Here is a 23,166-nt window from a genome sequence, read left to right as displayed (position 1 = left end):
CTTAAAATCTTCACTATGCTTCATCATCTCGTCGGTCTCCTGTTGCGAGCATAAAACGCTCAGGTGACCGGCACAAATCCGTTACAAGTCCATTCCTTTGGGAGGCAAAAAGCGATAAGTTGATGTTCTCGCTGGCCGACGCTACCGTCAGCAACGCGCCCAAGCTCGAACCCACCGAGTGCCCCCTATGGTGAGGCCTCACTATAAATGAGGGGCATTTTTTCAGACTTTAGCCGCTGAGGAATAATTGCTAAGCTGATGATACGCTAGCTTAAAGGCTTTAATAAATTTGGGGATTTATGGGGCGTCAGGTATTTTCGGTTTCGATGGTGGCTACATGGGCAGGCTTGAGCATGGCTCTTGTAGGTTGTGGCGGTGGCGGCGGGGGAGAGGTAAATTCCACACCCGCCCCTGTTCCATCCAGTACTCCGACACCTGCGCCGACACCGCTTTCCTCGATCCTGCCATCTGCGGTTCAAAAGGCGCTTGCGAGCGGATCTCTGGCCACCTATGTGGCCTTCAACGACGGCACGGTGCGCTATGCCAGCGGCGCGATATCCTATAACCAATCGAACAATACTTACACGTTGTCAAACGTCTATACGTCCCCTGTGAGCTTCGGAGATGCAAATGCTACGTCGGGGTCTGCGGCAGGCTACAAATATTACAGTGTGACGGACCCAGTAAACGGTGCAGTCAAAGATACTATTCTTGTTTATGATAACACGCTTGCAGCATCGCCGCTGAAATACACCAGCCTAGCCTTTGGGATCGTGCCATCTTCCTCGACCCAGCCGCTGATGGCGATAGCGTTCGGTACACCCACCCAGACCTTGCCGACCACAGGCACCGCCTCTTATTCCGGCATTGTCGGCGGGCTGGCCAGAGATAGTTCGAACACCTATGCCTTGTCAGGGAATTCCGGTCTTTTGGTCGATTTTGGCAGCGGTTTTGTCACGACCACGCTGAGCTATAGCGGCACGAATATGCAATCGGGTGGCGCCGCGCTTGCCAGGCAGAATTATTTCGGGACAAGCACTTCCGCGATGATTGGCAATCAGTTCACCGGTAAGCTGAGCAGCGCTGACGGCACATCCAACTCAGGTGTGTTCGCGGGTCGTTTCAATGGCCCCAACGCCGATGAATATGGCTATACGTTCAGCATAGCGGGCAATGGCCTCTCGGTTGCCGGGGCAGCGGCCGGTTCGCTGCAATCCTCTGCTGCGCCCGCGTCGCTCGTGCCTCAACTGCCCGCTGGTCTACTGGGGGCGAATAGCTCCTACAATATCTCCGTGAACGGCAACGCTCTGACCAATGTGTTAGATGGCTATACCGCTATAATGCAAGGATATACCCTCTTTGGAAGTGGTATAAATAGTTCAGGGACAACGCTGGGATACAATGCCACGACTGGAGCCTATGTAACAGGCGATCAATATCTTAGTCAGGGACGTAACGCTCAAACCTTCGGTTCCTATACGACGCAAGATTTGAAAAGCTTTGACGGAAATTACTCCACCTACACAAAAAACGACCCGACTTTCAGCGGATTGAAAGACTTGTTCGTGTTGTACACGCCGCCCTATAATACGCCCTTGTCTCTAACTTATACCGGTTTCAGTTTAGCCACCGTGCCGGGCGATCAGACATCAACGGTTTATTCAGTGAATGTTCTTACCGGAAGAAATATCGTCGTCACATTGCCAACATCGGGCACAGCCACCTACAACGGCACTGTTGCCGGATTTGCTCGTGATGCGGCCAATACCTCCTATAGCCTGTTCGGAAATGCCTCATTGTCGGCCGACTTTTCCAATAGGACCTATTCGACAAACCTGTCCTTTTTTGGCGCCCCCGCAAACGGCACAACGACAACGACCCAGAATTATTCAGCAAATGGCAATATCACGCCCTCCGGAAGCGGGCAGATTTTCAGCGGAAATCTCTCCGGGGCAAACGGAACGACCGGATCGGGATTCTTGACAGGCATGTTCACCGGCCCGAACGCTACAGAATTTGGCTATATCTTTTCGACATTGGGCGGCGGGTTGCAGGCTGTTGGTGTCGCCGTTGGCAAGAAAAACTAAGTCCTAGCCGACGATTCTGGATCATGCCTATTCCAGCCCCGCCTGCACTGGAGACCAGCGTCAATGTGCCCGTCTCTGGCTTGGCCCAATGCCAGCCCGAAGAGGTTGGATGCCCGCAAAACATCCAGCTTTCAGCTGTGCAGGTCTTTGCCATTGCCGAACAGTTAGCTCAGAAAGATAAAGTGGATGAGGCAATTCGCGTGCTCAAGGTCGTCAATCAGGACAAGAATCCTGATTACCGCGCCGAAGCCCGTGTCCGCATCGCCCGCCTGCTGGTACGAAAGGGCGACCTGTATAGCGCGGCGCAATGGTATCGGCGCTTGCTCGATGAAAAACCCGGCGCAGCCTCTGTGCGGATAGAATTGGCTCAGGTGCTAGCCAAGCTAGGCGACGAGCGAGCAGCTGCAGCTCAGTTACGCCGGGCGCAGTCTGCGCGCGGCTTGCCCGAACCGGTTGCCCAAGCCTTGCAACGCTCGGTCAGCTACTTGCGCTCACAGGCCCCGGTCAGCCTCGATGTTTCGCTCGGGCTGGCGCCCGACACAAACATCAACGCCGCCACCAGTGCCGATACTGTGACCATCTGGGGCCTGCCCTTCACGCTCGACAAGGCGGGGCAGGCAACTTCGGGCATTGGCGCAACCTATTCGGCACAGATAACCTCAAGGATTGCGATGGCTCATGGTGCGCGCTGGGTCACGCAGGCTGGATCAAGCGGCAATATCTATCTTCATCATCAGTTCGACGACCTTTCTTTTTTTGCCAGCACCGGGCCTGATATCAGTCAAGCTCTCGGCTCGATCCGCCCCGCGTTGACGGTCGGCCAACGGCTATATGGTGCGCATGTGCTCTACAATTTTTATGGCGGTAGCATAACCGCGCTAATCCATCAGGGGCGCAAGGGGCAATTCACTTTGAACGGCTCGATTCTTCAGTTCAACTATGCCCACGCGCGCTCCTATCAATCGGGTATCACCCGCAGTGTCAGCCTGTCCTATGACCGCGCACTCAGCCCGGTGCTGACAGCTCATGCCGGAGTGAGCACCAGCCGCGCCAATGCGCAATATCCCAACTATGCTCTTTCCAGTGCTTCTACCGAATTGGCCTTGTCGCGGGATTTCAAGCCCTTCACCTTATATGGTCGCATCGGCTACACCCATGCTTGGGGAGATGCCGAATATCCTCCTTTCGCTGTTCCTCGCAATGATAGCACTTATGAGGGCAATGCAGGGGTCATCTTTCGCCGGATCAGCTTTCGCGGTCTCTCGCCCCAAATCAAGGGCAGCTATGTCCGTACGGACAGTCCGATCACTCTATTCTCCTACAGTCGCCTGCGCGGCGAAATCTCGCTGGTCGGCAGTTTCTAATCGGAAATTCTGCAATCCTGTCGCCCAGTTCCACCCCGCAAGCTGGAAAAATCTATTTCGATCCAAGTCCCATCATGTTCATGTGAAGAATGGGCCGTAAGTGGTAACTGCAATCAACTGAGCCCGGCGCGTGGAATGGCCGTTGTTGGCGTAGACCGACACCCCCTGCGCTGCATCGGAACGTCATAAGCTGGTCGGCCGCTGCCTTTATGCTGCGATATGACACATGCTGCTCTGCTCCGACACTTCGAGTTCAGATGATGCTTGGTAGATCTTCCCCCTTGCATTCCCAAGGAAGGAGCAATCGCATTTCTCCCCTGCTCCGCCCCTTGGGCCTTTGCGGCCCGATGCGGCTTGAAGCGGCCCGCAGGGGCGGGGGAGGGCGGAAGAAAATCGCACCAAGCGGTTCTGATCGTTCACAAAAGTGCTGCTGCGTAGCTGAGCGGGGCAGGGATACACGGGCTTTTAATCAGTAGGTCGCTGGTTCGAATCCAGCTGGGCTCACCAAAGAACATATTTCATGAATTTGGTGGTTTGATCTGGCGGACTTTTGAAAAGTTTCGCCATAAACGGATTGCGAGGGCGGCCGTGGTTTGCGGTGCCGCCAGCCTTTTCAATGCGGAGGCACTGGGCATTGCGCAGGCCGTGGCTGCTGCGTTCGTTCCGGTCCGCCAAGGCGCCGCGTGTGCGGCACCAAAGCTTAAGCCGCAGACCATCTTTTATTGCATCCAAAACCTATCCTATTTTTGGTGACAGGGATTTTCACTTCAAATATCACCTTATGAACATTGAAGAAATGGGGTGATTAGTGATTCAGGGGCAGAATTTTCACCGCTCGCGCAGAGCGGTGTTTTTGGGTGCGCAAATCAGCTTGACCGCTTTGACTTTTGCAATTCCGGCGCAAGTCTGGGCGCAATGCTCCCCCGATCCCCCACAGGCCAATACATCCGTCACCTGTTTAGGCGTCGACAGCAACGGTATCACGATCAGCACAAGCAATTCACCACTCACGGTGAACGCCGGTGCCATCGTCACGAATTCCGGCGCGGCGGCCATCACGGTTTCGATCCCGGCAAACAACAGTTTCAGCCAGCGATCCGCCTCGATCACCGTCAACGGTGCGGTGTCGGGTAGCGGCGCGCCGGGGATAGTTGTCACCTCTGGCGCAGCTTTCGGCTCGATCTATGACCCTTCCGGATCCTATGCCGGCATCACCGTCGGTCAGGGAGGCTCTGTTTCAGGCACCACCGGCATAACCCTGTCCCAGACGCCGGGGATCTATTCCGCTTTTGCGCCGGTTACCGCCAACATCGACAATGCCGGATCAATCACGGGATCGAGCGGCATCGCGGTCAGCGCCAGCATCAGCAATGCCAATATAAATTCCATCACCAATCGCTCCACCGGAACAATCGGGGCCATCGTGGCCAATTTCGGCACCATCGCCAATGATGGCGTGATCGAGGGGGGAAGCCTCTCGGCGATAAGCCAGACCAACAGCGGGGCAAATTATAGCATCGGCAACACCGGCTCGATCCATAATAATGGTGCCGCCGCCACGGTTTCCGGCGCACAAAGCGGCAATTCCTACGCCTATGTGATCAATACGATTACCAACACCGGCACCATCGCCAATGACGGCTCGGGCGCGGCGATTTCGACCGGTAATCAGACGACGCTGAACAACAACACCGGTGGAACCATTTCCAGCAACGGGGCGATCACAATCGCCAACAGCCAAGCGCTGACACTGGCCAACACCGGCACCATCACCAATGGCAGCAGCGGCGGCTCTGTCATCCAAGGCGTGTACCTGTCCGTTGCCAACGCAAAGACCGGCCTCATCAGCGCCGCGTCCGGCAGCGCCGCGATCAACGCTTCCTCCACGCTGAACCTGACCAATGCGGGCACTATCAACGGCAATATCATAAGCACGTCCGCCACCAGCGGCGCCAGGATCGATTCCACGGCGGGCACCATCAACGGCAATGTGACGCTTGGCGCGGCCAATGACATATTGGTTGCGACATATGCGAATGGCGCTTTGACCACCGGCATCACCGGCACGATCGACGGCGGCGGCGGCACAAATGCGCTGCTGGTGAATTTCAACGCTAATACCACGCTGGCCAATGCTTTGCCGCTGCCCACCAATTTCACGGTACTTGATGCCAATATCGCCAGCGGCGCTACCCTCACGCTGAACAATGGTTTTTCCTCCAGCAACGGGCTGGGCGTCGATGGACCCGGCTCGCTGGTCAACAACAGCGCCCTGAACGGCACGGTACAGATCGGTGCTCAGGGTTACAATCTGGCCTCGTTCACCAATAATGGCACGATTACGTCATCGGACACGGGCGTTTACGATCTCAACGCAAAGAGCCTGAGCAACACTGGCACCATCCGTTCCACCGGCGGCATCGGTCTGGTGTTGTCCCAAACCAATGGCGTTCCCAACCGCAGCAACACCAACAGCGGCGCGATTGTCGGCGCAACAGTCGGGGCCAGCCTCTATTCTTCCTCGCTCGTCAATACCGGGACCATCAGCGGGGCGACCGGGGTCTTGCTCGATGCCAATTCGGTGATTAGCAATGCCGCCGGGGGGGCAATCAGCGGATCAGGCGCGGCTATTTCTGCCGCCAATGGCAGCTATCTTCTCTCGGTTGTCAACGCCGGCACCATCAATGGCAATGTCAATCTCGTCTCGGCCAATCCGGGCTATTACGGCTCGTATAACAACTATTGGGCGCAGACAGGGGGCGTCCTCAACGGCAATCTTTCGCTGGGTTCAGGCGATACGCTGATCACCTCAATTTCGGGCAGCGGCACCAGCGGCTATGCCGGGATAAATGGCACCGTCAATGCGTCCAATTCGGCCCTGCGTTATGATGTAACCAGCAACCAGAGCGATATAGTGACCAGCCATGCGGGCTTCACATCGCTTGGCTATCAGGTGGGCAGCGGCGCAACGCTGACTCTTGGCACCAGCGGCACCATGAACACCACGCTCAATCTGGCCGGGCAGGGGACCATCGTGTTCAACGGGGCGATCGCGACCATGAATGTATCGGCGGTCAATACGCTTGGCGTGCTTCAGCCGGGCGTGAGCAGCGTGGCGCCCTCGACCTACACTCTGGTCAATAACGGGACAATCGCCGCCACGCGCAGCAATTCGACAACTTCGCCGGGGGCCACTCTCTATCTGACGCAGGCCAACGATGTGATCAATAATGGCAGCATCGCCTATGTCGATCCCATCACCGGCGCAGGCACATTCTATGCGGTCTATACCGTGGGCGCTGTCACCAACTCTGGCTCCATCAACTCAAGCGGCTATGGCGTCAGGGCCTCACGCGTGACCAACAGCGGCACGATCCGCGCAGGCAATTACGCGGTGCTGGTCGACAGCGGTGCGATCGTGAACAGCGGCACGATTACCAGCACGGGCACGGCCGCCATTGGCGACACCAGCAATTTTGGCACAGGCTACACGCTGACCAATCTGGCAGGCGGGGTCATCACCGGCCTTGGCACCGCCATCCAGACCATTGGCGGCACGGTCGACAATGCCGGGACGATCAACGGCAACGTCAATCTGAACTATTCGGACTATGGCTACAACGGCAGATCCGGCACCTATATCGCCAATGGCGGTGTGCTGAACGGCAATCTCACTTTTGGCAGCGGCACCGACTTTCTGGTGGAAACCGGGTCGGGCTATGGCGTGACCGGCACGATCAATGGCGGGGCGGGCAGCAACTGGATCGGCCATCAGCGCAGCGGCACCGGCACAGTAACGTTGGGCGGCGCGCTGCTTACGGGCTTTACCCGCGAACTGACGCTGGCCGCAGGCGCGTCCTCGCAAGTGACGCTGACGGGGCCGTCGGCCTATACCGGCAATCTTTACGTGGGCGGCGACGGCGTGATCATCAACCAACTGGCCACCACCGGCGGCGTTTATGGGGTGAGCGCGATTGGCTATACGCCTTATGCGACGACCGAAATGGCCGGTTTTTCGAACCGGGCCAATGTCGCCAGCGTGTCATTGACCACCAGCGCGTTTGATAATTCGGCTTCGATCGGTTCATCGGATCTGGTCAATGCCGTGGCGCTGACTACCGCCAAGGGCTTTTCTTTCAGCAATTCCGGCACCATTACCAACAGCCGCAGCGCGGCGGCCGTATCTCTTTATGCGGCCAGCACCAACGCCAGCAGCAACGCCAGCAGCACTATCACCAACAGCGGATCCATCAATGGCGGCATCGGCGCCTCCATCACTGCTGCCTCTGGTACAACTGTTGATTTCGCCAATTCCGGTTCGATCACCAGCTATACTACCAGAGGGTATGTTTTCGATCCCACGACTTTTACTTACCGCCTCGTCACTTCCTCCTACGCCCTTCGGGCCTCGGTCGACGGCGCCAGCAGCCTCAACCTGACCAACAGCGGCACTATCAGCGGCGATGTCTGGCTAAGCGGCACCAATGTCGGGCTGGTCAACACAGGGTCGATCACCGGCAATATCATCACCGGCGCCGGCAATGACAGCTTTGCGATGAGCGGCGCTTTTGCAGGCTCGCTCGATGGCGGATTGGGCACCAACACGCTCTCGATCAGCGGCGGCAATCAGAGCTTTTCGGCCATCAGCAATATGGCCACACTGACGCAAAGCGGTGGTTTTGCCTCGGTATCGGGTATCGCCACCCTTGGCGCGGTCAGCATGACCGGCGGGCGGCTGGTCGGGCTGGGCGGCTCAACCATCAATGCGTCCGGCATCACCGTGGGCAGCGGTGCGACGTTCGGATCGGCGGGCACGGTCAATGCCAACCTGTCTGTCAGCGGTATCCTGAGCCCCGGCGCATCGCCCGGCACGATGACGGTCAATGGCAATGTGATGCTCAACAGTGGTTCGACCGCGCTGTTTGAAATCACGCCCACTGCGCAGGACAAGCTGGTCGTCAACGGCAAACTGGCCATCGCTTCGGGCAGCACGCTGCAGATTGCCGCCACGACCCCGATCAAGGCGGGCACGACGCTGAACCTTATCAGCGCATCGGGCGGGACCAGCGGTAGCTTTGATTCCGTGACGGGCCTGCCCGGCGTGGTCAAGGTCAAGGCCAATGGCGATCTGGACCTGCTGGTGCAATTCGCCAATCCGGCCAGTTTCAATCCACAGGTACAACGCGCCATCGGCTATGTGAACAATGCGATGGTTTCAAGCAATGCGCCTGCTGCGTTGTTCCCCGCGCTTTCTGCGCTGCAGGATGGCAATGGCACACCCATCGCATCCAATTTTGCGCGGCTGACGCCCGAACCCTATGCCGACGCGATGGAAATTGGCGCTGAAACTGCGCTTTCGCTGGCCGCAACGGCGCGCACGCTGGGGGCCGGTGAAGATCGCGGCCCGGACCATTTCTTCAGCTTTGGCCAGGCGCTGGGCAGCCTGCGTCAGTTTGCCGGGAATGATCGTCAGGGCATCAGCCGGGCGACGATCAATGGCTATGGCGTGCTGGGCGGGCTTGGCGTTGCGGGTGAAGGTTATGCATTGGCCGGTTATGTCGGCTGGGTCGATCAGACCCAGTCGGTGGCGGCCATTGGCGCGTCGGCCAAGGCGCGCGGCGTTGTCGGCGGTGTGGCGCTGCGGCTGGGCAATGCGGCAACGCATATCACCCTGTCGGCGGCCTATGATGCGGCGCGGGCAACCATGCAGCGTTCTGTGCCCGATGCGGGCCAGATTTCGGCCAGCTATACCTTGCCGACCGTGTCGTTCGATGCCTCGATCAGTCACGCCATTGCGCTTTCTCAAAGCTGGCTGTTGCGTCCGCATCTGGGCGCGACATGGGTAAAAACGCGTCATGGTGCCTTTACCGAAAACAGCGCACACCCGTTTGCGCTGAGCCTTGCCGAGGCGGATCGCAAGCAGGCATTTCTGGACGCGGGGCTGGGCTTTGAAAGCCCGGAAAACGCCAAGGGGGCCTGGCGCCGCTTTCTGACGCTGGGCATGCGTTATCGGCTGCAAAGTGATCCGGTAAGCGCCACGGCGGCGTTTGCGGGCGGCGGCTATAGCCTTGTCGCCTATGGGGTTGGCCGCAATCGGTTCAGTGCCACGGCGGCCATTGGCGCGGAATATCGTTTGGCGCCCGGCGCGGCCCTGTTCTTCAGTGCTTCGGGCGAACTGGGCGAAGCAGGTAAGCGCGAGAGCATGACGACGGGCCTGCGCTTGCGGTTTTGAGTGCCGGCACAGCGGTAAAGTTGAAGTCATGCGCCATTTTTGTTTCGGCGCATGGCTTCGTCAGGCATTCATGCGGAGCCGATTTTCCGGCCACGCTTTCGAAACTGAAAGCGCAGTGCGGGTGAGCCTCGCGCGCTGGTTCTCCTGCTCCAATCACCATCGGTTCGATTCAGCCTTTGCCGGTAGAACCCCGGCAGAGGCATTTACGCGCCCCGTCTGAGGCATGAACATGCCCCGGCGCGCCAATTCATAAGCAATTGGCCGGATGCATGATCCAACGGAATGCAATCACGTGAAGTGTAAGGAGGGACCGTGACGGGGAGCCGTCATTGTGGGGGATGGATTTCTTCATCAGTATTTCCAAAGATGCTGCCAGCATGGTTGCATGGTCATTTCATCAAATAATTATTTAACAATTTCTCATTGTTCATGTGATTAAGATATATTCCGTATTAAAAGGAAATTTTCTTAAACCATCTGAATAAATTCAAAAATTATTCGGTGAAAATATTTTGTGCAAATTCTGATGTAAAGCAAGGTGAGGGGGATGACGATGCAACCTGTTGGCCTTGATCTTACGAGCAAGACCATGGCGCTGTTGGCCGATGACGCTTTTATTTTGTCCTTTGACGCCAAGAGCGGCGTTGCGGTTTGTGCCAATGATGCCGCCCAATCGACATTGGGCGAAACACAGCTTGCCTCGATTGCCTTTGCCACCACATTTGCCAATGGCGCGATCGCGTGGGAAAAGGTGGTTGCGGGCGAAACCGTGCATATCAGCGGCGGCATCCCACAGTCGGACGGCTCGTTCATGGGCATCCATGGCATCGTCAAAATGGCCGACGGACGGGGCGGTCAGGTCCATTTCCTTGGCGTGCGCAGTTGCCGCGGCGAAGGCGATGTGGCCCTGTTGACCCATCGTTTCGAAGCGATCAACCATGCGCTGGCCATTTGCCAATACAGCCCGGACGGTTTCATTCTGGCGGCCAACGAACGCTTCTCGAACAGTGTTGGCGCCCAGCTGGATCAACTGGTCGGCAGACCGTTTACCGCGCTTTGGCATGGCCCGGATCGGCCTGCGGACCCGGCGGCCTATTGGGCGCGTTTCGCCACCGGACAACATGACCTGCTGGTGCGCAAACACCGCAATACGGCCGGACAGGATATTTGGCTGCGCGAAGTCTTTGTGCCGACCATGGACGGGGACCGGCTGGTTTCGGTCCTGTCCTATGCCATCGACATTTCCGAAGAACAGAACGCCCGCGCCGACAGCGCCAGTCGCCTGTCGGCCATCGATCGCGCCTTTGCCCTGATCGAATTCGATCTGGAAGGGCGCATCCTGACGGCCAACGACAATTTCCTCAACCTGATGGGCTATACGCTCGAAGAATTGAAGGGCGCGCATCACCGCACCTTCTGTGATCGCGATTATATCGGCAGCCCTGCCTATCGCCAGTTCTGGAAAAAGCTGGGCAGCGGTGAATTTGATCAGGGCGAATACAAACGCATCCGCAAAGATCGCGCAGAGGTTTGGATTCAGGCCAGCTATAACCCGATTCTGGATGCCGACGGCCACCCGTACAAGATCATGAAGGTGGCGATGGATGTCACCGAACAGCGCAAGGCGGCCATCGAAGCCGAAAGCAAACTGAACGCCATCGATCGCAGTCAGGCCGTTATCGAATTTGATCTGAGCGGCAATATTCTGTCTGCCAATGGTAACTTCCTGAACGCCGTTGGCTATCAGGCCGACGAAGTTCTGGGACGACATCACTCGATGTTCTGTGATGCCGGATTTGTGGCCAGCGATGAATATGCCGCTTTCTGGCAAAAGCTGGGCCGGGGCGAATATATCAGCGGCGTGTTCCGCCGCAAAGGGCGCGGGGGCCGCGATGTCTGGATCCGGGCAACCTATAATCCGGTGCTGGATCTGGACGGTCAGGTGGCCAAGATCGTCAAATTTGCCACCGACATTACCGAAAGCCACGAACTGGCCATCGAACAGGCGGAAAAGATCGCCGCCATCAACCGCAGCCAGGGTGCGATCGAATTCGATCTGGATGGCAATATCATCTGGGCCAACGAGAATTTCCTCAACGTAACTGGCTATCGGCTCGATGAAATTCAGGGCCGACATCATCGCCTTTTTTGTGACCCCAAGGACGTCGGAGGCGCCGACTACGCCAATTTCTGGGAACGCCTTGGTCGCGGGGAATATGTGTCGGGCGAATTCAAGCGTCGCCGAAAAGGGGGCGAGGACTTCTGGATTCAGGCCTGTTACAACCCGATCATTGGCGCGGATGGCAAACCGATAAAAATCTGCAAGATCGCGACCGACATCACCGACGCCAAGGTTTCGGCCAATGAATATCAGGCAAAAGTGTCAGCCATCGGTCGGGCGCTGGCGGTGATCGAATTTGATCTGGACGGCAATATTCTGTCGGCCAATGACAATTTCCTTTCCACCATGGGTTATTCCCTGCGTGAAGTGGTGGGCCAGCATCATTCGATTTTCTGTTCGCCTGATTATGTGCGCAGCCGTGATTATGCCGATTTCTGGCTGAAACTGAACCGCGGTGAATTTCATGCGGGGCGGTTCCACCGGGTGGGTAAATATGACCGCGATGTGTGGATTCAGGCGACCTATAACCCGATTCTTGACCTGCATGGCAATGTCGCGCGGATCGTCAAATATGCCTTTGACATCACCGATCAGGTGCAAATGGAAAAGGAAATCAGCGAGCGCGCTACCGATCTTGGTGGGTTGGTCGACAAATTGTCGACCTCGATTTCCTCGATCATGGCCGCGACGACGGCGGCCTCTACCCTTTCGCATTCCACGCGAACGGACGCGGAAAAAGGGAACGACTCGCTGGGCAAGGCGATCGAGGCGATTGAGCTGATCCAGACATCGGCGGCAGGCATTGCCGAGATCGTCGGCATCATCGGCGAAATCGCCGGACAGACCAACCTTTTGGCCTTTAACGCCGAAATCGAGGCCGCGCGTGCGGGCGAACATGGCGTCGGCTTTAGCGTGGTGGCGGGCGAGGTTCGCAAACTGGCCGAACGTTCCAGCACCGCGGCGCGCGACATCAGCCGTCTGATCGAGCAATCCATCGGCCGGATCAGCATGGGCACCGATCGCTCGCGTGAGGCATCGCACGCCTTTGCCGGGATTGTCGATGCGGTCCACAAGACCGGCGGCGCGATTGAGGAAATCAGCGCTTCGGCCCAATTGCAGGATCAGGTTTCGGCCCAGGTCGTCACCTTGATCCAGCGCTTGGCGGCGACGGCGGCCAAACCCTCGTCCGGCCTGATGAACTGAAGGGCAGGGCGGCGATGGGCACCATGGAACAATTGATCCCGGGGCTAGGGGGCAAGCAGGTTCATGACCAGTTCGGCCTGGCCCGCATGGGTGCCTTGTACCTTGCCTTTCCGATCAACAGCATCCGCGAGGTGGTGCCCTATCCCGAAACACTGACCGCGATGGCGGCCACCATGCCCAAGGTGCTTGGCTCTATTGATCTGCGCGGGGCGATTGTGCCGGTGCTCGATCTTGCCGCGTTGCTGGGCACGGGTGCGCAGGATCAGGACCGACCGGGCATCATCATTGTCCTTCGCGTAGAGGGCAAAGTTATTGGCGTGGGTGTCGATGAAATTTGCGGCGTGGTGACTTTGGCGCCGGAAAACCGCACCGAATTGACCATTCAATCGGGCGGTTCCTTGGCCACCAGCGGTATCCTGAATGCAGGTTTTTCACGCGATGGACGCAGCGGAATCGTCCTGCGCACCGATGCCTTTGCCAATCTGCCCGGCATTCCCTTGGCCGAGGATCGGATGGTCGCAGCGATCAGCCGGAATGTGCGCGGCGCACCATCCTTGCTGGTGACGGTGGGGGATTTTCATCTGGGCCTTCCCGCATCGATCATCGAGGCGACCGTGCCGCTGCGCCCGATCAAATCCAGCCCGGTGGACGATGGCCTGTGGGTGGCGCGGGTCGATTACAATGGCGCGGTCATTCCGGTGGTCGATACGCTGTGCCTGCTGGGATTGGGCCGATTGCCAGAGGCGCGCGAAATGGCCTCGGTTCTGGTGCGGACGGGGGAAGGGCGGCGGGTCGCGTTGCGGATCGATTCGGTGCTGGACATGCTGCGCATCGCCCCGGAACAGACTGCCGCGATGCAGGGCTGTCATTTCGGCAATGGCAATCTGATCGGCGGCATGTTGCCCACGGCCAAGCCCGTCCTGCTGCTTGATGGCGATGCGTTGCAGACTTGTGATGATCTGCTCCGCCTTTCGCGGCTGGAGGAAAAATCCGGAACGTCATCGGTCCAATCACGGCTGGTCACGGCCCAGGTCGAAGCGGCCAAGACCATCGGCAAACCCTATCTGATCTTCAATATGGGCGAAGGGCAATATGCCGTCCCGCTGGAACAGGTGACCGAGATCCTGAATTATTCCCAATGCGCTTTGGTCAATTTGCAGGGCAGTTATGGCCTGTGCGAAGCGATCCTTTCCCATCGTGGTTTGGCGATCCCGATCTTCAATCTTGCCGGCCTGCTGGTGGCCTATTCGCCTGAGCAGCCCCATTTCCTGCTTCTGGTGACCGATGGAGAGCGCACCTCCGGTTTCGCCTTGCAAGGGTTGAGCGCGGTGGAGCGCATGGTCGAGCGCGCCGTGGGCCGCGCGGGGGGGGGCGACCGGGGCCTGGGCGCCGTGGTTATGACCAGCGATGGCAAGACCTGCTCGGTTCTGGATCTGGCCGGATTGCCCGCCGTGGCGAATTTCGGCAAGTAGGTGCCACCGGGCATTTGGGCCTTTGTCTCGGGTCAATCCTTGCTCTTGAGTATGGTGGCGCAATGCCGCAGCATGGGCAAAGGAGAACCAGATTATGCGACAAGCCGTATCTCACTGTGCCTTTGTCTTGGGTGTCATTTGTCTTTCACCCGCGGCCATGGCGGCCCAACCGCGGGTATGGCCCGAACCGACCCCGCCGGCGATTGCGGGCAGCAACGGTTATGTTGAAATTCCGCATGCGGCCGTCACCCGCGATCCCAAGCGGCATTACAAGGCCTTGTTCGATACAGGCAGCGCGGCGCCTGATCCGAAAAAGCCCCTGCCGGCGTTTCAGCGCGTGGCATTACAATTGAACGGATTGATGGCGGCCAAGGTGCCGGCCTCGAACATTGCCTTTGTCATGATCCTGCACGGCCCGGCCGCCGATGCGGTATTGTCGGATGCGGAATATCGCCAGAAATATGAGGTCGATAATCCCAATAAGGTGATCTTTAACGCCTTGCGCGCGGCTGGTGTGCGCATGCTGGCGTGTGGCCAATGGGCGGCGGCGCGCAATGTATCGCGCGAACAATTGCTGCCCGGTGTCGAAATTGCCGAGGCCGCGACCCTTGTTCAGATCACTTATGCCAATGACGGGTACGCGGTCCTGCAAAATTGAACCCAGAGCAGGAATAGGTCCACCGGCCTGTCTCTTGATCTATTCACGCCCCGGATGGGTTTGCACATCGCGCCCATCCACCGCATCGGGCCATGCCCCTTGCCAGCATCGCGCGGGATCTTGCGGCTTGATCAGGGTCGGGTCGGGGCGGATCGGCGTGGGGAAACGTGACAGCGGGGCGATATAGGTGGCATAGCCCCCCGGCACGACGCCGTAATAGCCGCAATCCACGGCTGGCGCGCGCGGCCATGCCAGCGCCCTGCCGATTTCGCCCAAAGGCGTGGCAAGGCCGACCGCCCAAGCAAGCAGCGCCACGCGCGCGGCGGGCCTCCATGTCGCATCCTGTGCCGCCCGCACTATGATTTCGCCCACCATCACGGCCAGAATGGCCAGCGCCGGAATGCTGGCGCGCATGGCGAAATCCATGCCGTTGCCGATTCGGCCAAAGGGGATGATAAGCAGCGAGCCGACCGTGATCCATGCGGTTGCCGCGCCAAAGGAACCGGCATCGGGACGCAGCCGCAGGGCAAGAAGATAGGCGCCAATTTCCAGCAGGATGAATATGGGATAGGTGGCAAAGGAAACCGGCACCGCCGAGGCGCCCACCGAATCCCCCGCCACGATCAGATAAAGCAGGCCGGGCAGAGCCGCGATACCCGTCAGCACCGGCCACCCCATGTCGCGCCATATCATGCCCTTGCGCAGACAGGCATAGGCGGCAAAAGGAACGCAACCCACCGCCGATAGCGGCGAGAGCAGGGCAAGCAAGGGCAACATCACGGCCAGAACCGTCTTGGGCGCCATGCTTCTTTGCCATGCCAGATAGGCAGCGGCAAAGATCCAGCCCGCCAACCCGTGTTGCGGCACCCAAAACATCTGGGTGATATGGGCCGAAAACTGAAACACAACCCATTGTTCCAGATGCAGCATCAACGGTTGGCCCGCCATCGCTTGTCCGATGATGTCCATGCCGCTGAAACCCAGAAACACGCCAAGGCCGATCAGCTTTGCCCGCCCGCCCGTGAACAGCGCCGAACCTGCGGCAAGGGTTAGGCTCAGCAACAGGCTGTTTTGCAGCCAGAGGGCGAGTTCGGCGGCATAGGCCCCGCCCATCCATTTTCCTGCGAGGGCAGGGATCAGATACATGCCCAAAGGCGCGCGCAGCACCGTCGGACCGCCGGCCACATCATAGGCAAAAGGCCAGGGATTGATGGTCATGTCGCGCAAAACCGCCAGACGCACCTGCCAATCCGTGTTGGCATAGGTCAGTCGCCCTTCACCCCCCAAGGCAAGGACAAGCGCGGCCACCGCGATGCAGAGGATCATGTCGCGCCATGGGATCGATCCGCGCCACCCCGGCATGCGCGCCAAACCGACCGTCGCGGAGATCAACAGCACCCCGCCCGCGGCGAACCACCAAAGAGGCAGACCTAGGAATGCCCACAGCCCGGCCTGCATCACCGCCAGGCCGATGATCAGTGCGAGGATGACCACACGCAGGGGCAATCCGCTTGCCTGTTCTTTCGGGGCGACGCCTTTGTCCATGCCGCCACGATAGGGCGGGCATGCGCAAATTTGGTTAATGACCGCTCACGCGACGGCGGACTTGCCGGTTCCGTTCAGGCCGTTGGCAATGTCTGAAATAAGGCACTGGCCACCGCTGCAATGGGGCAGCAGTTCTTCGAGCGGGACGGGTTTGCTGAAAAGATAGCCTTGGCCATATTCGCAACCGGTGCTGGCCAAAATCTGGCGTTGCGCCTCGGTTTCGACGCCTTCGGCGACACAGGACAGGCCAATCGTGTGGCACAAGGTGATGACCGCCGAGGTGATCGTGCCGCCATCCTCGCTGTCGAGTGCGCTCACGAAACTGCGGTCGATCTTGATTTTGTCCAAAGGCAGGCGCTGGACATAGCCAAGGCTGGAATAGCCGGTGCCGAAATCGTCGAGCGCGATGCCGACGCCAAGGTCGCGAAAGGCCTGAAGCGCCTGTGCGGCGGCGTCGGCATTGCGCATCACGGCGGTTTCGGTGACCTCGATCCAGATGCGGCCGGGGGCAATGCCGGCCGATGCAATCTCATTGCGGATAAAGGACAAAGTGCAGGCCGATGTCAGATCACAGGCCGAAATATTGAACGACACCGCCACATGTTCGGGCAAATGCTGCGCCGCCTTCAGACCCTTTTTGAACACGGCGCGGGTGATGGAATGGATCGCGGTCGATCTTTCGGCAATGGCGATGAATTCCATCGCGGAAATTTCGCCCAACATCGGATTGGACCAGCGGGCCAGAACCTCCACCGCGTTCAATCGCCCGCTGGACAATTCGACGATAGGTTGCAGGACGATCGAGAGTTCGTCTTCAAACGAACTGGCCTGCAAGGCGGCCTCGATGGCGCGGTCGGCGCGGACGGCGGTTTCAAGGCTGGGCGTGAAAAGGCAGGCGCCCCCTCCATTGACATGCTTGGCGTGATATAGCGCATAATCGGCGCGGTCGAACAGGTCGGCCGCCTTGGTCCCGGCATCGGGATATTGCGCCATGCCCAAAGAACCGCCGACCGAGAGCACAATTTCGCCAATGCGCAAGGGCGCGCGAACCTGTTGCAGCAGCCTTTCACAGGTGCGGGTGAAATCATCGACATTGGAATCGATCAACCCGAATTCATCGCCGCCCAGCCGGTAAACCCGCACCGAAGGCCCCGCCGTCGCCCGCAACCTTTGGCCAATCGCCGCCAGCAGACGGTCGCCGACCTGATGGCCATAGGTGTCGTTGATTGGTTTGAACCGGTCCAGATCCAGCACGCCAACGGCAAAGGGTTGCGGCGCGCTGTTGGCCACGGCGTCGGTATAGGCGTCCAGATCGGCATAGAACTGCCGCCGGTTGGCAAGGCCGGTCAGGCTGTCGGTCATCGCCAGCCTGCGGTTTTCATCGTTCAGGCGCTGCAATTCCTGATGCTGGGCGGCCAGGAGGCTGCCCGATTTCACCTGCTTGCTGAAATGTTCAAAACTGATGAAAAGAACACGCATCAGGACGGCCAGCACCAGCGCGACATTGATGCCGATTGTGGCATAGATCAGCATATGTCTGCTGAGGCAAAAGATGATGAAGGCGGGCAAAACCGAGATGGCTACCAGCAGGGCCGCCTGGGGCAGGACAATCAGACAGAAGATGCAGCCGATGACCGTGGTGGAAATATACAGGCCGACATGGGCCTGTTCAAAGGGCCCGCCATAAGGTGCCAGCGAAAGCGCCCATGCGGTATAGGCCACGGCAATCGGCGCGGCGACCAGCGTGACAAGCTGTAACTGGCGCTTAGCGGCGGCAGGGGTGGTCATGCCATTGCGCGATGCACGGAACCAATGGATCATGCGCACAACCGAAACCGTAAACAGCACGGCGGGCACGCTGACGGTCAAGGCGATGGGGGCTTGCGTGCGGTGCGTGATGGCCACGGCCATCGAGTTGATGAGCAGCAGACCATAAAGCAACGGCACCTGTCGTTGCAGGTTCGTCGCTTGGGAAACAGCCAGATCTGGGTCCGTTCCGACTTGGGTAAACCATCGGACCAGGCGCGAAAGCTGCAAGCGCCATCTCCTTTTCATGCCATTCCTTTGCCCTTGATCCCTATGGCCCACGAATTGTGAAAAGCCCTATAGTGTCTGCCTAGGTTGACTTGCTGATAAGACTGGATCGAAAGTGGTAAAATGTCCAGTAAACTGGGGCTGGCGGCCGAATTCCCCTTAATGGAGCGCGATCTTGGCAGTCTTAGGATGACGTGCCCATGCGATGCTCCCCCGCTCTTGTCTTGTGATGGAGGGAATGAGGCGAGACCGAGGCGCGATTTGCTTGCCAATTGCGGCGATTCCTGATGATGTCGCCGCCGGGTTAGGGTGGAAACAAAAATGAGCAGGGTTCGGAACATCAAGGAACTGGCCCAATTGGCCGGCGTATCGGCGGGCACGGTGTCGCGCGCCTTGGCCGGATCGGAGTTGATCAGCCGCGCAACAAGGGAACGGATACAGCAATTGGCGCGCGAACATGGGTTTCGGCCCAATGTCATGGCGCGCAATCTGCGTATTCAAAAGACCGGGGCCATCGGCGTGCTGATCCCTTTGGGCCACGAGGCGGGACAGCCGATTTCCGACCCGTTCTTTATCACCATGCTGGGCCTGTTGGCCGATACATTGACCGAGCGGGGCTATGACCTTTTGCTTAGCCGGGTGATACCGCAGGATTCAGGCTGGCTGGAACTGATGGCGACATCGGGGCGGGTCGATGGGTTGATCGTTTTGGGCCAATCGGATCAGGCCGCCGTGCTGGACGCAGTGGCGCGGGAATACCGCCCGCTGGTGGTTTGGGGCGGCCATAATGAAGGCCAGGTCCATTGTTCGGTGGGCAGCGACAACTATCTGGGCGGGCAATTGGCCGCGCGCCATTTGATTGCGCGGGGGTGTCGCCGCATTGCCTACTTTGGCGATCCGCGCGCGCTGGAAATGGCGCAGCGGCTGGACGGCGTATCCACCGCCATGACCCAGTCCGGCATGGAGCCGCCGCAGGTAGTTCCCGCCCATCTGGTGGCCGAATTGGCCTATGCCGATATCAAACGCTATCTGGAACAGGCCGAGCAGCGGCCCGATGGCATTGTCGCGACATCCGATGTCATTGCCATGACGGCCTTGCGCGCCCTGTCCGAAGTCGGCCTGGCGGTGCCGGGCGATGTGCGGGTGGTGGGGTATGACAATCTGCCCGTGTCGGAACATACGGTGCCGTCTTTGACCACGATCAGTCAGGATCTGGTGTCAGGGGCGCAGCATATGGTCGACCTGTTGATGCGCCGCATTGCGGGCGAAGATACGCAAAGCATCATCATGCCGCCCGAATTGATCGAACGCATGTCGGCTTAACAGGTGGCGGTCTTTGTGCCCGAAAGGCCCGCAGTCAGATTGCGGGTGTCGCGGACCATATAGGCCGCTTCCTGATGCAGCGTCATGGGTTTGACGAACATCGATCCGAACAGGCCCTTTTGCTGATACCACACCTCGACAAACATGACGGCGACATCGCTGGTGGCGGTCACCTGATTGCCGGTCGGGCCAAGGCCGGTGACAACCGCGCCTTCGACGCCATAGGCAGACGCGGCGGTCATGCTGCCGGTACAGCGTTGCCAATGGATATACTGGTTGTTCGTTGAATTCATCTCAAGGCTGGAGATGATCACCTTGCCCTTGGTGTTCAGGCTGATGCCCGCGCCTTCCTTTGCGGCGCCCGACAGGACGGAATTGACCTCGGCCTCGGTGACGGTCGGGCTGACGCTGGATGAACTGCCCTGTTCAAGGCGTGATGCATTGTCGGCGGCCGACATGGCGATCTGGCTGATTTGCAGGCTGACAATGGTCAGATTGGCCATTTCGATGCCGTACAGACCAATGACCAGCAGCACCGGCATGGCGGCGGCCAATTCGATGATCGACACACCGGATTTGTCGCCCCTTAAACGGCGTAAAAACCGCGAAAGCCTGTGCCGCGTGGTCATGAGCAAGTCTTTGTCGCGCTGCCATAGGCCGTTTGGGCGGCCCAGGGTTGATTGCGTCGGATGGCCGATGACGTGATCGATACCCGGCCCCACATGTTCCGCATGAAAGGGACATTGAACAGCGGGCTGTAGGTTGCCGTCACGGTATAGAGGATGACATCGCCCGCATCACCATTGCCGGCTTCACCGATGTCGGCATTCCACGAACCGTCGCCATTTTCATCGGTATAGGGTTCGCCATTGTCGCAAACGCGATTGTTATTGGAATCGGTCCACTTCTCGGCGCGGCCAATGTCGGTGAAATCGTAATAGGCTTTGCGCGTCGATGTAACGGTCACGCCGGGCAAGGCGGGGGAAATGACGTTCTTCACATTCTGGTCAAGGGTGGTCGTGCTGGCATCTTCCAGTGTGGCATCGCGCGCGGCCTGACGCACCGCGCCATTCAACAGGGCGCGGCCATAGAACATCTGGCCAAAATAGCCGGTGCCCATCACGATCAGCATCAGGATCGGCAGAACGAAGGCATATTCGATCGCCGTCGCCCCGCGATTGTCACACCCAAGATGACGCAGCGCGCGCCGCATCAGCTTGACACCCGCAAGGCGCTGGCCTGTTTGGCAATTTCCTGAAACGCGCTGTTGATCTGGTCATCATTGTTTGCGGTGAAGGAACTGCTGGGCGATGCGCAATAGGTCAGGTCGCTGGTCAGGCTGGTTGCATAGCCGATGACCCAGATACGAATGCCGCGCCCCTTGATGGCGTCACAAATGGCGCGGAAACGCGAAAGGTGGCGGGCGTCGTCGCTGGAATAGCCATCATCGGTGATGCGCCTGTCGTTCCATTCGATGCCATAGGCCTGTTGAATGCCGTTCGATGCCTGTTGCGCGCCGTCGGTCATAAAGATGACGTGGCGGGTAACGCTGCCGCCATTGGTGGGTGTTGCGGTAACGTTGCTGGAAAACATGCCGGTCGAAGACATCATGCGGGCGGCCCACAACATGCCAATGTCCTGATAGGTTGCCCCGGTGGCGTTCATGTTGTTGACAAACAACTCATAATCGGACTGCGACATTTCGGACAGCAATTGCGCGCTTTCCGGACAAAAAGACTGCGCCTTGTAACCGGTGGTGCTGAGCACGCTGGTGTTGGTGCCGCGATAATAGGCCATTTCGGGCCACATCGGCGCCCATCGCGTGGCGTCGCTCGACGGGGCGGTGTCGATGTCCAGATCGAGCGCGGTGCTGGGCGTGATTTTGTTGGTGCCGGAACTGTACGCGAAAGAGGAATCCGAGACAGTGCTGCGTTCCTCGATGCAACCGTCCCAGGTTGATGATTCCGCCGCCCCGCTGGAGCCGGTGTTGGTCGAAACGGCGCTGAATGCCTTATATGCACTGACGTCCCGGTTCACCAACATATAGTCGAAGTGATCGAACACGGTCGATGTCGTGGTCGAACTCGGGCTGGACGAATACGTGTACGTATTCTGGGTCATATAGGCGTAGAAGCGATACTGGTAATAGGAATCGCCCGATCGGGTGCAGGTATAGATCGACTGCACCTTAGGCTGTGACACGGTGGTGCCATAGGCGCTGATGCCGTTGGTGTTTATATTGCCCGTGCTCGTACTGGACGAGCCATTGTTGCTCCATGCCGATTCCGCGGGCAGGGCGGCAAAACAGGCGGCCTGACTGCTGTAGGCGGTGCTGGAATAGAGCGACGCGTTGGAATTGGGCGTGGAATTATAGATCTGCTCGCTGGTTTTCAGCGTGTATGAACCGAATTTCCCATAAACTATCGTTTCAAACCGCGCCACGCGCGACTGCATGGCATAAGAGTCGACTAGCCAGCTTGGGTCGGTGCTGTACAGGATATTCCCGACATTGACCGAGCTGCTGTAGGGCACAAAGCCATAACGCACGCGCGCATTGGTGCCTTGCACGGCATGTTTGATCGTGTTCTGAAAATTCTTCAGCGCGATTTTCAGGGCAACGATCTTGGACTGGCTGAATCCGGTGGGCGTATCGGCCATCGACCCGGTGTTATCCAGAACGAACATGATGTCGACATTGCCGATGCTCTGGGTCGAACCACAGGTGACGGTGAGATTATAGGTGTAACGGCCGAACAGCGACATAATGCGCAGCGGAACCGTGGTGGTGGCCGTGGCGTTGACGGTGACGCCATTGTCGGGCGTTGACCATGTCAGGGTCGTGTTCTTGGTGCCCTGCTGGCTGTCGACATAATTGACGTTGAAGTATTTCGCCCCTTGCGTCTGGGCCGTATTGTCCAATCCGTTGTTATCCACCGCGCGCCGCGCGGCCAGAACGCCCGCGTCGCAGGCCCCCTGAAGCCGGTTTTGCGCGCGATAGACAAGGCTGAGGTCAACCGCGCCGCCGATCAGGGCCGTCATCACGAACATGATCGCCGCGGTCAGCAAAAGGACGTTACCGCGCCGGTCGCCGGCCAGTTGACGCAAGAAAGGCTGTGCCTGCGGCAT

13 protein-coding genes are annotated in these 23,166 nt (G+C 58.7%); 7 read left to right on the top strand and 6 right to left on the bottom strand.

Annotated elements, in window-relative coordinates; genetic code table 11:
• The first annotated feature begins 299 nt into the window (after window positions 1-299).
• A complete protein-coding gene (locus tag ACZ9HU_RS05155) occupies window positions 300-2,087 on the top strand; it encodes a transferrin-binding protein-like solute binding protein (RefSeq protein ID WP_476103057.1) in 1,788 nt (595 codons plus the stop codon).
• A gap of 137 nt (window positions 2,088-2,224) precedes the next feature.
• Complete coding sequence (locus tag ACZ9HU_RS05150; protein WP_476103055.1) at window positions 2,225-3,451, top strand: surface lipoprotein assembly modifier; 1,227 nt, start codon at window positions 2,225-2,227, stop codon at window positions 3,449-3,451.
• 828 nt (window positions 3,452-4,279) lie between these two features.
• On the opposite strand, the gene ACZ9HU_RS05145 is transcribed toward ACZ9HU_RS05150, so the two are convergent.
• Window positions 4,280-4,507: a hypothetical protein gene (locus ACZ9HU_RS05145; protein WP_476103053.1), complete on the bottom strand. Its 228-nt coding sequence runs from the start codon at window positions 4,505-4,507 to the stop codon at window positions 4,280-4,282.
• Between ACZ9HU_RS05145 and ACZ9HU_RS05140 the strand changes: the two genes are divergently transcribed.
• The 4 genes from ACZ9HU_RS05140 (at window position 4,464) to ACZ9HU_RS05125 (ending at window position 15,138) form a co-directional block, all read left to right on the top strand.
• The gene (locus tag ACZ9HU_RS05140; protein WP_476103051.1) at window positions 4,464-9,683 is read left to right on the top strand and encodes a hypothetical protein; all 5,220 of its coding nucleotides are present in this window, start codon (window positions 4,464-4,466) and stop codon (window positions 9,681-9,683) included. The genes ACZ9HU_RS05145 and ACZ9HU_RS05140 overlap by 44 nt on opposite strands.
• 547 nt (window positions 9,684-10,230) lie before the next feature.
• Window positions 10,231-13,008: a methyl-accepting chemotaxis protein gene (locus ACZ9HU_RS05135; RefSeq protein ID WP_476103049.1), complete on the top strand. Its 2,778-nt coding sequence runs from the start codon at window positions 10,231-10,233 to the stop codon at window positions 13,006-13,008.
• Window positions 13,009-13,031: 23 nt separating this feature from the next.
• A complete protein-coding gene (locus ACZ9HU_RS05130) occupies window positions 13,032-14,480 on the top strand; it encodes a chemotaxis protein CheW (protein ID WP_476103047.1) in 1,449 nt (482 codons plus the stop codon).
• 157 nt (window positions 14,481-14,637) lie between these two features.
• Window positions 14,638-15,138, top strand: a complete 501-nt coding sequence (locus ACZ9HU_RS05125) for a DsrE family protein (protein WP_476103045.1) — start codon at window positions 14,638-14,640, stop codon at window positions 15,136-15,138.
• A gap of 39 nt (window positions 15,139-15,177) precedes the next feature.
• Here the strand turns inward: ACZ9HU_RS05125 and ACZ9HU_RS05120 are convergent, their stop codons facing one another.
• Complete coding sequence (locus tag ACZ9HU_RS05120; RefSeq protein WP_476103043.1) at window positions 15,178-16,683, bottom strand: hypothetical protein; 1,506 nt, start codon at window positions 16,681-16,683, stop codon at window positions 15,178-15,180.
• A gap of 45 nt (window positions 16,684-16,728) precedes the next feature.
• Window positions 16,729-18,720, bottom strand: a complete 1,992-nt coding sequence (locus tag ACZ9HU_RS05115; RefSeq protein WP_476103041.1) for a putative bifunctional diguanylate cyclase/phosphodiesterase — start codon at window positions 18,718-18,720, stop codon at window positions 16,729-16,731.
• A 318-nt stretch (window positions 18,721-19,038) separates the two neighbouring features.
• Here ACZ9HU_RS05115 and ACZ9HU_RS05110 point away from each other — a divergent pair, with 318 nt between their 5' ends.
• A complete protein-coding gene (locus ACZ9HU_RS05110) occupies window positions 19,039-20,040 on the top strand; it encodes a LacI family DNA-binding transcriptional regulator (protein ID WP_476103039.1) in 1,002 nt (333 codons plus the stop codon).
• Here the strand turns inward: ACZ9HU_RS05110 and ACZ9HU_RS05105 are convergent.
• Genes ACZ9HU_RS05105 through ACZ9HU_RS05095 form a run of 3 tightly spaced genes read right to left on the bottom strand, consistent with a single transcriptional unit; the run spans window position 20,037 to window position 23,145 of the window.
• Complete coding sequence (locus tag ACZ9HU_RS05105) at window positions 20,037-20,669, bottom strand: TadE/TadG family type IV pilus assembly protein (RefSeq protein ID WP_476103037.1); 633 nt, start codon at window positions 20,667-20,669, stop codon at window positions 20,037-20,039. The two genes, ACZ9HU_RS05110 and ACZ9HU_RS05105, sit on opposite strands and share 4 nt — an antisense overlap.
• Entirely contained in the window at window positions 20,666-21,253 is a 588-nt protein-coding gene (locus ACZ9HU_RS05100; protein WP_476103035.1) for a TadE/TadG family type IV pilus assembly protein, read from the bottom strand. The genes ACZ9HU_RS05105 and ACZ9HU_RS05100 overlap by 4 nt, the downstream gene beginning before the upstream one ends.
• On the bottom strand, window positions 21,253-23,145 hold the full coding sequence (locus tag ACZ9HU_RS05095) for a TadE/TadG family type IV pilus assembly protein (protein ID WP_476103033.1): 1,893 nt from the start codon (window positions 23,143-23,145) through the stop codon (window positions 21,253-21,255). Before ACZ9HU_RS05095 ends, ACZ9HU_RS05100 begins: the two co-directional genes overlap by 1 nt.
• Window positions 23,146-23,166: the final 21 nt, after the last annotated feature.

Source organism: Novosphingobium sp. Sphag1I, from assembly GCF_056279125.1.
The sequence above is the reverse complement of the archived record's forward strand: the minus strand, read 5'-3'. Positions and strand labels throughout refer to the sequence as shown.

Excerpts from the sequence above, each read along its gene's own strand:
- ACZ9HU_RS05155 (WP_476103057.1), top strand. The coding sequence starts at position 300 with ATGGGGCGTCAGGTATTTTCGGTTTCGATGGTGGCTACATGGGCAGGC.
- ACZ9HU_RS05145 (WP_476103053.1), bottom strand. The coding sequence starts at position 4,507 with ATGGCCGCCGCGCCGGAATTCGTGACGATGGCACCGGCGTTCACCGTG.
- ACZ9HU_RS05135 (WP_476103049.1), top strand. The coding sequence starts at position 10,231 with ATGACGATGCAACCTGTTGGCCTTGATCTTACGAGCAAGACCATGGCG.
- ACZ9HU_RS05130 (WP_476103047.1), top strand. The coding sequence starts at position 13,032 with ATGGAACAATTGATCCCGGGGCTAGGGGGCAAGCAGGTTCATGACCAG.
- ACZ9HU_RS05125 (WP_476103045.1), top strand. The coding sequence starts at position 14,638 with ATGGCGGCCCAACCGCGGGTATGGCCCGAACCGACCCCGCCGGCGATT.
- ACZ9HU_RS05120 (WP_476103043.1), bottom strand. The coding sequence starts at position 16,683 with ATGGACAAAGGCGTCGCCCCGAAAGAACAGGCAAGCGGATTGCCCCTG.
- ACZ9HU_RS05110 (WP_476103039.1), top strand. The coding sequence starts at position 19,039 with ATGAGCAGGGTTCGGAACATCAAGGAACTGGCCCAATTGGCCGGCGTA.
- ACZ9HU_RS05105 (WP_476103037.1), bottom strand. The coding sequence starts at position 20,669 with ATGACCACGCGGCACAGGCTTTCGCGGTTTTTACGCCGTTTAAGGGGC.
- ACZ9HU_RS05100 (WP_476103035.1), bottom strand. The coding sequence starts at position 21,253 with ATGCGGCGCGCGCTGCGTCATCTTGGGTGTGACAATCGCGGGGCGACG.